Here is an 11,246-nt window from a genome sequence, read left to right on the forward strand (position 1 = left end):
ACCCCGCCCCTACGGGCATTATTTGGTTTACGAGATATATTGGATGCTTCAATTTCGTAGGGGCGGGGGTTATCCCCGCCCAATGATTTTCATATAATCTACATATATTTTTGAATCATATTTATCAATTTATTTTGCCCAATACATTGACAATGTTCCTACAAATAATGCCTAATGACTGCCACCTCTGCTAACGTATGTGGCAGTTCTCATTTCTACCCCAACAACTTCGCCATTGCCCAGAATGCCTCTTCCGCCTCTTTACGCTGGGTTTGAATTTCGGCAAGCGTTTCTTTATAACGCTCATCTAACGCTTTAAGCTGATTTGCAACTGTTTTGGAATGGCTGTGGGTAATGTTTTCCAACTCTGTCACTAACGACACCAACCACTTTTGTGCCAATAATTGACGAATATCGGTTAAAGATAATTCCGCATACTTCGCCTCCACTTGTGCATCAAAAATTGGCTCAGCTTTTTTAAGCTGATCTTTCGCTTGTTTAATTGCTTGGTTGGCGGTTTGAATGGTGTGCAAGCGGTCGATTTTTTCTTGCAATTCGCTTTGTTCCCACTCTGCACCTGTTTGTGCTGCCCAATCGGCTAATGCTGAGGTGGCTTTTTTCGCATTGGTTTTAGCGGTTTTGATGATGGCTTCAAGTGCGGTTAAATCCTCTTCATTTTCCACGCCATTGGTGAGTTCGCTTTGATGCTCATTAATTGTTTCTTCGTTCTCACTTGCAGTTTGTTTGAATTGTTCAAGTTGTGCTTTTTCATCGGTAAAGAAACGTTCAGCAATTAAATCTTTCGGTAAAATTGCCCCTTTCAAGCCATCTTGCACTTCTTCGTCTTTGCCTTTTGCCACCATATTCGGCACAAGTGTGCGAGCATAATCAAAGCCACTGTTTTCGGCAAGTTGTTCTAAATCGCTCGCGATGGTCTCATTCCACGTATCCACAAAAATCTGATAGGCTTCATAAGGATCAGTAAACTCAGAAATAGCAAACTGTTGGAATAACTTGGTTTCCAATTCGTCAAATGTCGGCAAAATTTGACCGCTCTTTATTGTCTCATCCCCTAATATTGCCGAACTTGCCTCCGCTTTCCATTGCTCAATATTGGCGTGCATTTTTGCAATAAAGGCTTGGTAATCAGCATCTTGTTCAATGGTGCTAAAAATGTCATTTGCAGGTACATTTAAACGTGAGAAACCTGTACGCAATGGGCTAAAAAGCTTGTTTTTCAAAGCAGGGAAGGCGTGCCAAAATTCAGTAAATTGATCAATATCCTCATTCGGAATACCACCGTTTAGGTGTGCATCAATATTTTGGCTCTCGTTTTTCGATGCTGGTGTGATGTAACGCGGAATATTTAAGTTGAACTGATTTGCTTCAATTTCCGCTAAATCTGCTAAGTGGCTAAAACCGGCAATTTCTTCACGCTTGCGGTAAGTATCAAGAATTTTCTTAATGTCTCGTTCACGCAATACATTGCTGTTTTTCTCTTTACGGAAACCTTGCGAGGCATCAATAAATAGCACATTGTTATGCTTCGGCTGCTTACGCAGAATCATCACAATGGTTGGAATGCCTGTGTTGGTGAAAATACCTGCTGGCAAGCCGATAATGGCATCAATTTGGCGACGTTGGAGTAATTTGGTACGGATTTTTTCTTCTTCATTACCACGGAACAATACGCCATGTGGCAATACGATTGCCATAATGCCGTCTTGTTTGAGATGGTAAAGCGAGTGGAGCAAAAAGGCGTAGTCTGCTTTGGTGGCAGGTGCAATGCCGTAATCTTTAAAACGTGTGTCTTTATCGGCACGTTCGCTGTTCCATTTGGCGGAATAAGGCGGGTTTGCCACCACGCAATCCACAAATAACGGATTATCTTCGCCATTAACTTCACCATAAGGCCAGTCGGTTTTGAGCGTGTCGGCATTACGTAAAATCATATTGGCAGGTTTTACGCCGCGCATCAGTAAGTTCATTCGGGCAATGTTGTAAGTGGTGGAATTGTTTTCTTGCCCGAAGAATTGAATGTTATCTTTGTGTTCGTAGTGGTTTACCGCATCGCTTACGGTAAGCAATAACGAGCCCGAACCACAGGTTGGGTCGTATACAGCAGATTGTTCTTTTGGACGTAATTCATCGGCAACAATCGCCGCCATAATGCGAGAAACTTGATGTGGTGTGTAGAATTCACCCGCTTTTTTGCCTGAAGCCATAGCAAATTGTGCGATTAAATATTCGTAAATATAGCCAAACACATCATATTCACGATTGCCAGTGATGTTGATTTTATTCAGTAGTTCTATCAGTTTTCGGATAGCAATTTCTTTATCACTTAGATCTTTACCGAGTTTTTCTGATGTTAAAATCACATCTGCGAATACGCCTTCAAAATCTTCACGTTGAGTTTCGTAAAGATTCTCATTGAAGTGGTTAATGGCATCGGTAACATGCGACAGTTTCCACTTACGTTCTGCAATATTTGCTATCCAAGTGCGATATAAATCACTTTCCGCAATAAAATAACCTAAATCTTCTTTGATGGTTTCAATGGAATCGTCATCAAGATCAGCAAACGTTACCTCATTTTTAATGAGATAATTTTCAAGATGTTCTGACAGGAATTTATAGAAAAGAAAACCAAGAATGTAGTTTTTATATTCAGAAGCGTCCATTTTCCCGCGTAAGTCATTTGCGGAAGCCCAAAGGGTTGCGGCAAGTTGTTGTTTGTTCATTGTCTTACTATCGTTTGTGTAAAGAAATAGCATTAATGATACCGAAAAATATTTGAAATAGAAGTAATTTTAATAGGATATTCAACTCTCGTTTGTAAACAGCGAGAGTTTATCTGGTTTGATGTCTTTGGATAATGCATCTCTCTCTTTTAAAAAATCGCATTTTGTGCTTTAATAAATCAATTTTTATTTTAAACATAGTAACAGAAGGTTTAAAAATGAGTTGGTTAGATAGAATTTTGGGGCGTGACTCTTCTTCAAATGCAGGGAAGTCGAAAGTGCCTGAAGGCGTTTGGACAAAATGTACAAGCTGTGATCAGGTGCTTTATAGCGAAGAATTAAAACGCAATATGCAAGTTTGCCCGAAATGCGATCATCATATGCGTATTAACGCTCGTACACGTTTACTGAATTTATTGGATGAAGGTTCTGCACAAGAAATCGCAGCAGAGCTTGAACCGCAAGATGTGTTGAAGTTTAAAGATCTAAAAAAATATAAAGATCGTTTATCTGCCGCACAAAAAGAGACAGGCGAAAAAGACTCGTTTATCGTGTTAGCAGGTACGTTACATGGAATGCCAGTGATAACAGCTTCTTTTAACTTTGAGTTTATGGGCGGTTCTATGGGTTCTGTAGTGGGTGCAAAATTTGTGCAAGCTGCAGAAAAAGCATTGGCAGAACGTATCCCATTTATCTGTTTCTCCGCATCGGGCGGTGCTCGTATGCAAGAAGCATTGTTCTCACTTATGCAAATGGCGAAAACCAGTGCAATTCTTGCCAAAATGAAAGAGCAAGGTGTGCCGTTTATTTCTGTATTAACCGACCCAACTTTGGGCGGTGTTTCAGCTAGTTTAGCGATGCTAGGCGATTTAAACATTGCTGAACCGAAAGCGTTAATTGGCTTTGCTGGCCCTCGAGTTATTGAGCAAACTGTGCGTGAAAAATTGCCTGAAGGTTTCCAACGTGCAGAATTTCTACTGAAACATGGTGCGATTGATATGATCGTACACAGAAAAGAGATGCGTGATACGCTGGCACGAATTTGTGCTAAATTGACACATCAACCTACTCCGTTTAAAACAGCGGAATTGATTGTAGAAGAAGCATAATTAAGTTTTACATAAAATCCCTGTTTTTTTACAGGGATTTTTATTTTGAACAAAAATATCGTAGGGGCGGGGTTTATCCCTGCCCAATCAAACAATTTGTTACATAATGTTTTTAGGGTGGGGATAAACCCCGCCCCTACGAGATATTTTTGATGATTTAATAGAGTATGAATTATGAAACAAAACATATCTCCAACTATTACCGATAATCTGGAAACTTGGCTTACTTACTTAGAACATGGTCATTTCAAAACCATTGATATGGGTCTAGAACGGGTAAAATCTGTTGCAGAGAACCTCAATTTACTTAATCCCGCCCCTTATGTGATTACCGTAGCTGGCACGAACGGTAAAGGTTCGACTTGCCGTTTCTTGGAAGTGGCACTAATGAAACTTGGCTTAAAAGTGGGCGTATATTCCTCTCCGCATCTTCTTCGTTACAATGAACGCGTGCGAATTAACGGGCAATTATTAGACGACCAAGCTCATATTGATAGTTTTACAGAAATCGACCAGAACAAGACCGCTTCTTTAACCTATTTTGAGTTCAGCACACTCTCGGCGTTGAAACTTTTTAAAGATGCCAAGTTGGATGTCGTAATTTTAGAAGTAGGGCTAGGGGGGCGATTAGATGCAACTAATATCGTAGATCCTCGTCTTGCTGTGATTACTTCGATTGATATTGATCACGTAGCATTTTTAGGTAATAACCGCGAAGATATTGGTAGAGAAAAAGCGGGCATTTTCCGTGCGAATATTCCTGTGATCATTGGTGAGCCTGATTGTCCACAATCAATCTTAGCGATCGCACAAGATCTGAATGCTCAAAAATTCCAACGTAATGTCGATTGGCAATATGAAGTGAAAGATGGAACGTTTTATTGGCAATCACAAACAACGCAGTTTAATACATTGCCAATGCCATTAATTCCTATTCCAAATGCGGGCACGGCAATTGCTACATTACTAAAAACACCATTTAATGTGAGTGAACAAGTGATTCGTGAGACTTTGCAAGAAGCTCAAATAACAGGGCGTTTCCAACAATTGCAAGCCGCAGATTTTGCTCATTTCTCAGGACAAAAACCAAAAGCACAAGTGATTATTGATGTGGGGCATAATCCTCACGCCGCACGCTATCTTGCAGAACGCTTGCAAGCGGTTAAAAAAGCAAAAATCTTTGCGATTTTCAGCTGTTTGGAAGATAAGGAACTTTCGGGCATTGTTCAGCCATTAAGAGAGGTTATTGACGAATGGCATTGTGTTGGCTTAAATTGTTGGCGGGGACAGAGTGGTCAAGCCGTGTTTGATAAATTGGTAAATGTATTATCAAATGCAACCGCTTGTGTGTATGAGAATGTAGATGCGATTGCTCCAATATTATTTAAACAAGCCGAAGAACAAGATATTATTTTAGTCTTTGGCTCATTCCATACCGTAGCGGATTTTGTGTTATTTTTAGAAAAATAAACTTAGAGCGGGGATAAACCCCGCTTCAACATATTAAGGAAAAAGAAACGGATTTAATCCGCTTTTAGCAAACTCTTTTTGCTCCATTTCAGCATCAAGCAAAATGGTGGCAAGATCATCTGCTACAGGTTCAACATAGGCATCTTTTTCTTGGTACATTACTTTTAAGTAACTTCCACAATCACCACAGCTTTCAGCTTTCACGCCTGCATCGACATTATCAAAACTCCAGTAATCTAATTTGCCACTTTGATCGCAGGTTGAGCATTGTGAACGGGTCATATTCCATTCACTTTCACAAAGCGAACAGTGCATATAGCGTAAACCTTGTTCACTACCAAAATGAATCACGCTTGCCACAGGTGCTGCATCGCATACAGGGCAGGTATGGCGTTCGCCTACTTCGGTCATGGTATTGCGTGGTAGTTGTTGAGTGAGTTGCACCCAATAAAGTGAAAGTGCCGCCCATAAAAAGACCGCTTTATCTGCTCCTACTTGCTCATAATGCTCATTAAGCAAGTCTGTTGCTAATTTTTCTAGATCAGAAGATGCTGCCTTTTCTAACCATTCCAATGTTGGTAAGGTTGTTTCGTTAGCGTAAGGTTTGAATTTTTCAATGAGTGCGAGCAAAAGTTTCTGCCATTCATTTGAGCGTGGAAAATTTTTGGCACTCAGTGGTTTATTACCTTGTGTTTGGGTAATACAAGCAGTCAATTTTTCTTGTTCATTTGCAATTGGCTGGCTTTCAAGAAGATCTAATTGCACTTCAACCAAGTTTGCTGCGAATTCAAGATAATCTTTGAATGGGTTATATTCTGCCAATTGGCGTAAGCGTTTCGCACGACGAGCATATAAGTTTTTCGGGTTAGCAAATAAAAGCGGTGGATGTTCAAAAGAACTTGCCGCTTGTTTGATTTCAGTATCAGGTAAAATTCGGATACTCATTTTGTGTCCTTAAATGAGAAGAGAATAAACAAAAAGTGCGGTAATTATACCGCACTTTGGTTTGGAAATTAGCCTTTACTTGCTTGTTCAGCCAGCTCTTTTTCGAGCTCAGGTTTCACTTCCTCGTTATACCATTTCGGGTGGTGTTTTTTCGCCCAGCGGACAGTTACCCAACCTTCAACCATACCTCGGATTGAGCCTTTAATCCAGAACGCCATATACATATGAACGAGAATCCCTGTAAATAACGCAAAGGCACTTGCTGAGTGAAGCAAAATGGCAATTCGTAAGGTTTGGATTGAGAAATTATGTGAGAAATATTTTCGCCACATAATAATTCCAGTGATTAACAAGGTAAACATTGCCAAATTTAATGTCCAGAATAACATTTTCTGACCAAAGTTATATTTACCATTGTAAGCCACTGCATGCTCATTCCCTTTTAACACTTCGTGTACGTTCATTGCCCATTTCAGGTCATTTTTTTCTGGAATGTTATGATCCCAGTAAATCAACGCCATAATAATAAAGGCAATAAACATCACAATCCCTGTGAATGGGTGAATTGCACGAGCTAGTTGCGGCGTACCAAGAATTTCGGTTAGCCATGCAAAATCTGGGAAGAAGAACGCAACCCCTGTGAACATTGTCATAAAGAATGAAATAACCAAGAACCAGTGGCTCACTCGAGCAACGGGTTTGTGGCGAATAATACGGGTATCATTCGTGATTTCCACTTTTTTACTCATCTTTGCCTCCTTTTTCTTGATGTTCACCTTCAGCGTGTTCGTGGTGATCTTCCACATCTTCTTCAACGTTTGGTCCAACGGTTACATAGTGAGCCACTTCTGCAAGTGCTAAGCCACCCATTGCAATCGCTGCAACTGGTTTAAGCACATCTTTCCAAAGCTCAACCGTCACATCAACTTTCGGATCTTTCGGCAAGCCAGAATAAAGCTCAGGTTTATCTGCGTGGTGCAACACGTACATTACGTGTGTTCCGCCCACACCTTCAGGGTTATAAATCCCTGCATTTGGATAACCACGAGATTTGAGATCTTTCACACGTGTTTCAGCATAGTGAAGCATCTCATCTTTCGAACCAAAGCGGATTGCACCTGTTGGGCAAGTTTTCACGCAAGCGGGTTCTTGACCTACATTCACGCGATCCACACAAAGGGTACATTTGTACACACGGTTATCTTCATCATTCATACGTGGAATATTGAATGGACAACCTGCAATACAGTAACCGCAACCGATACATTTATCCGACTGGAAATCTACGATACCGTTTGCATATTGAATGATTGCACCTGGTGATGGACACGCTTTCAAACAGCCCGGTTCAGCACAATGCATACAACCATCTTTACGAATTAACCATTCCAAGCGGTCATTTTCTTCCACTTCGTTGAACTTCATGACTGTCCACTGTTTTGCGTTCAAATCACGTGGGTTATCATAAACCCCCACGCAATCTTCTTGCGGTGCACGGATGTCGTTCCATTCCGAACAACCTACCTGACAAGCTTTACAGCCGATACAGGTTGAAACATCAATAAGTTTTGCGACCTCCACCACGTGATCACGAGTTTGAGGTGGTGGGGTAACAAAGGACGTAGCAGAAATTTTAATAATGTTTTGATCTTGTACACCTGACATTATACTGCCTCCGTTACTTTTTCAATGTTTACAAGGAACGTTTTATATTCTGGTGTTTGCGTATTTGCATCACCTACACGTCCAGTGAGCGTATTGGCTAAGAATGATTTTTTGCCTACTGTTGCAAAGCCGCCATGGAGTGGAATACCTACAGTGTGAATACGTTTACCGTCAGCATCAATTGAACGAACACGTTTTGTTACAACGGCTTTGGTTTTAATATAACCACGTTTTGAAGTTACTTTTACCACGTCACCATTTTCAATGCCTTTCTCTTTTGCCAACTCTTCACTAATTTCTACAAACGGTTCTGGCTGAGCAATCATATTGAGGTTAGATTGTTTGGTCCAGAAGTGGAAGTGCTCAGTTAAGCGGTAAGTTGTACCTACATAAGGGAACTGACTTGCATCACCGAAACGATCTTTGTCACTCTCTAAAATACGAGCTGTTGGGTTTGAAACCACATTCGGGTGAAGTGGGTTCGTACCAATTGGCGTTTCAATCGGTTCATAGTGTTCAGGGAACGGACCTTCCGCCATTTTATCCAAGCCAAATAAGCGACTAACGCCTTCAGGTTGCATAATGAATGGCGTTACATTGCTGTTTGGTGGTGCAGTGCCGAAGTCTGCGACATCAATGTAGTTCCAGTTTTTACCATTCCATTTAACAATCTGACGTTTAGAGTTCCAAGGTTTACCTGAAATATCAGCAGAAGCACGGTTATACAGAATACGACGGTTAAGTGGCCACGCAAATGCCCAACCTAATGTATTACCTAAACCAGATGGGTCGCTGTTATCGCGGTTCGCCATTTGGTTACCTTTTTCTGTCCATTGACCTGTGTAGATCCAAATCGCCGATGAAGTTGAACCATCATCGCGAAGTTGAGCAAAACTTGAAAGCAATTCGCCTTTTTTCGCAATTAGTTTACCGCTTGCATCATAAAGATCTTCTAACGCATAACCGTTATTTTCTTTTGCAAGCTCTTCTGGTTTTGGTTCTAGCGGATTGTCATAATCCCAAGTCATTGCTTCAATGGTTTCAAGCGAAACAGGGGTTTTACCTTGTGCTTTCTCTTCGTGATACATTTCAAGCATCACCTCACGGATTTCTGCAAGAATATCCACATCTGGTTTTGCTTCTTTTGGTGGTTCAGCCGCTTTCCAGTGCCATTGTAACCAACGACCAGAGTTCGCAATTGAGCCATCTTCTTCAGCAAAACAGATGGTTGGTAAACGGATAACCTCAGTTTGAATATCAGCAGGATTTACATCGTTATATTCACCATGATGTTGCCAGAATTCTGAAGTATCAGTCGCTAATGGGTCACAAACAATTAAGAATTTTAATTTACGTAATGCACTTGAGATTTTATTCTTATCTGGATAAGAGGCTAATGGGTTATAACCTTGGCAGATATAACCATTGATTTTGCCTTGATCCATCAATTCGATAAATCTCATATGATCCATTTTTTTCTTATATTGTTTCGGTAAATTGTGGTAGCCGAACTCGTTTTCTTTAGTTGCATTCTCGCCATAGAAGGCTTTAAGCATACTCACCATAAATTTCGGGGTGTTTTGCCAGTAGTTTGTCTGACCATCCACCGTTGTTTTTGGTGTAATACGTTTTAGGAAAGCATCTAAAGTAGTATCTGTTTCAATTGGTAATGGAATATAGCCTGGTAACATAGATGGGAATAAGCCCATATCTGTTGTACCTTGTACGTTTGAGTGACCACGCAATGCGTTTACACCACCGCCAGACATCCCGATATTACCTAAAAGTAACTGGATCATTGCCATTGAACGAATATTTTGCGTACCAACTGTGTGCTGTGTCCAACCTAATGCGTACAAGAATGTCGTTGTACGTTTTGGATCAGCCGTTGAAGCAATGGTTTCTGCAAATTCTTGGAACGCTTTTTGTTTTGTGCCACAAATACGTTCCACCATTTCTGGGGTATAACGTTCAACGTGTTTTTTCAGAAGATTAATAACACAACGCGGATCTTGAAGTGTCATATCACGTTTTGGCTGACCATTTTCGTCCAATTGATAAGACCACGTTGATTTATCATAAGAACGTGTTTCAGGGTTATAGCCTGTGAATAAGCCATCTTCAAAACCAAATCCTTCGTGAATTAAGAAGCTTGCATTGGTGTAATGTTTTACATATTCGTGTTGAATTTTATCGTTATCTAAAAGATACTTAATCACACCTAATAAAAGTGTAATATCTGTACCTGAACGAATTGGAGAATAGAAATCTGCCACAGAAGCCGTACGGTTAAAACGTGGGTCAACCACCATTAACTTCGCACTATTTTGTTTCTTAGCTTCAATAGCCCAACGGAAACCAACAGGGTGAGCTTCAGCAGCGTTACCGCCCATTACCACCACAACGTCCGCGTTTTTAATATCTACCCAATGGTTGGTCATCGCACCGCGACCGAAACTAGGAGCAAGACTTGCTACCGTAGGTCCGTGTCAGGTACTCGCTTGGTTATCTAAAACCAACATACCAAAGGCACGACCAAATTTTTGGGTTAAAAGAGCCGTTTCATTACTTGCAGCTGAAGCTGTTAAGAAACCAGTGGTTGTCCAACGATTAACTGGCGTACCTTCCGCATTGGTGGCTTCCCAGTTGGCATCACGGTCTTCTTTCAATAATTTCGCAACTTTATGAATCGCATCATGCCAAGAAATGCGTTCCCACTTGTCAGAACCTGGTGCACGATATTCTGGATATTGAAGACGATTTGGACTGTTTACATAATCCAACACGCCCGCACCTTTTGGACATAATGCCCCACGGCTAACTGGATGGTCTGGGTCACCTTCCACGTGGAATAATTTACCACGTGAATTCATTGCTCCATCACCGAGGCTATACATCAACATACCGCAGCCTACGGCACAATAAGTACAGGATTGGCGAGTTTCTTTAGCTCGTAAAAGCTTGTACTCACGAGGGGCTGCTAAGGCTTCACTTGGTGCAAAACCAAGCATTGCCGCAGAAGTCCCTGCCATACCACCTGCACAGATCTTGAAAAACTTACGTCTTGAGACCTGCATAAATCACTCCTACTAGTAACATTAGCAACATTTTGCCAATGTGATGTTTAAAATGTAAAATACATCGTCATATTACAACCCAAATTTTATTGAGCTGTATTATTTAACAATTATTTTACCTTTGGCTATAATAAACCATACCCCATCTTTAGTAAATTTAATAAATCTAATTATTCTTTGATCTATTTAAAATTTAATTCATTTAATTTATTAAAATAACACTATTGAGAATAATT

The 11,246-nt window shown here is 40.7% G+C and carries 7 protein-coding genes; 2 read left to right on the plus strand and 5 right to left on the minus strand.

Features of this window, described 5'->3' with window-relative positions; translation table 11 throughout:
- Window positions 1–215: 215 nt before the first annotated feature.
- A complete protein-coding gene (locus tag QMF79_RS01500) occupies window positions 216–2,744 on the minus strand; it encodes a type I restriction-modification system subunit M (RefSeq protein ID WP_281772481.1) in 2,529 nt (842 codons plus the stop codon).
- 218 nt (window positions 2,745–2,962) lie between these two features.
- On the opposite strand from QMF79_RS01500, the gene accD reads away from it, so the two are divergent.
- On the plus strand, window positions 2,963–3,853 hold the full coding sequence (accD, locus tag QMF79_RS01505; RefSeq protein ID WP_281772482.1) for an acetyl-CoA carboxylase, carboxyltransferase subunit beta: 891 nt from the start codon (window positions 2,963–2,965) through the stop codon (window positions 3,851–3,853).
- 174 nt (window positions 3,854–4,027) lie between these two features.
- On the plus strand, window positions 4,028–5,323 hold the full coding sequence (gene folC, locus QMF79_RS01510) for a bifunctional tetrahydrofolate synthase/dihydrofolate synthase (protein WP_281772483.1): 1,296 nt from the start codon (window positions 4,028–4,030) through the stop codon (window positions 5,321–5,323).
- Window positions 5,324–5,356: 33 nt separating this feature from the next.
- Here the strand turns inward: folC and fdhE are convergent, their stop codons facing one another.
- From fdhE to fdnG, 4 genes are all read right to left on the minus strand, one after another.
- Window positions 5,357–6,268 carry a formate dehydrogenase accessory protein FdhE gene (gene fdhE, locus QMF79_RS01515; protein ID WP_281772484.1) on the minus strand — a complete coding sequence of 304 codons (912 nt, stop codon included), beginning with the start codon at window positions 6,266–6,268 and terminating at the stop codon, window positions 5,357–5,359.
- 68 nt (window positions 6,269–6,336) lie between these two features.
- Window positions 6,337–7,017, minus strand: coding sequence for a formate dehydrogenase subunit gamma (locus QMF79_RS01520; RefSeq protein WP_119222711.1), 681 nt, complete (start codon window positions 7,015–7,017; stop codon window positions 6,337–6,339).
- Entirely contained in the window at window positions 7,010–7,933 is a 924-nt protein-coding gene (gene fdxH, locus QMF79_RS01525; RefSeq protein WP_040216287.1) for a formate dehydrogenase subunit beta, read from the minus strand. Before fdxH ends, QMF79_RS01520 begins: the two co-directional genes overlap by 8 nt.
- A complete protein-coding gene (fdnG, locus tag QMF79_RS01530) occupies window positions 7,933–11,010 on the minus strand; it encodes a formate dehydrogenase-N subunit alpha (RefSeq protein ID WP_281772485.1) in 3,078 nt (1,025 codons plus the stop codon). The genes fdxH and fdnG overlap by 1 nt, the downstream gene beginning before the upstream one ends.
- Window positions 11,011–11,246: the final 236 nt, after the last annotated feature.

The sequence above is a fragment of the Pseudohaemophilus parahaemolyticus genome (assembly GCF_938021905.1).
Taxonomy (GTDB): Bacteria; Pseudomonadota; Gammaproteobacteria; order Enterobacterales; family Pasteurellaceae; genus Haemophilus_A; species Haemophilus_A parahaemolyticus_B.

Bases quoted from the DNA above. Each gene is read 5' to 3' on its own strand.
- QMF79_RS01500 (WP_281772481.1), bottom strand. From the start codon at position 2,744: ATGAACAAACAACAACTTGCCGCAACCCTTTGGGCTTCCGCAAATGAC.
- accD (WP_281772482.1), top strand. From the start codon at position 2,963: ATGAGTTGGTTAGATAGAATTTTGGGGCGTGACTCTTCTTCAAATGCA.
- folC (WP_281772483.1), top strand. From the start codon at position 4,028: ATGAAACAAAACATATCTCCAACTATTACCGATAATCTGGAAACTTGG.
- fdhE (WP_281772484.1), bottom strand. From the start codon at position 6,268: ATGAGTATCCGAATTTTACCTGATACTGAAATCAAACAAGCGGCAAGT.
- QMF79_RS01520 (WP_119222711.1), bottom strand. From the start codon at position 7,017: ATGAGTAAAAAAGTGGAAATCACGAATGATACCCGTATTATTCGCCAC.
- fdxH (WP_040216287.1), bottom strand. From the start codon at position 7,933: ATGTCAGGTGTACAAGATCAAAACATTATTAAAATTTCTGCTACGTCC.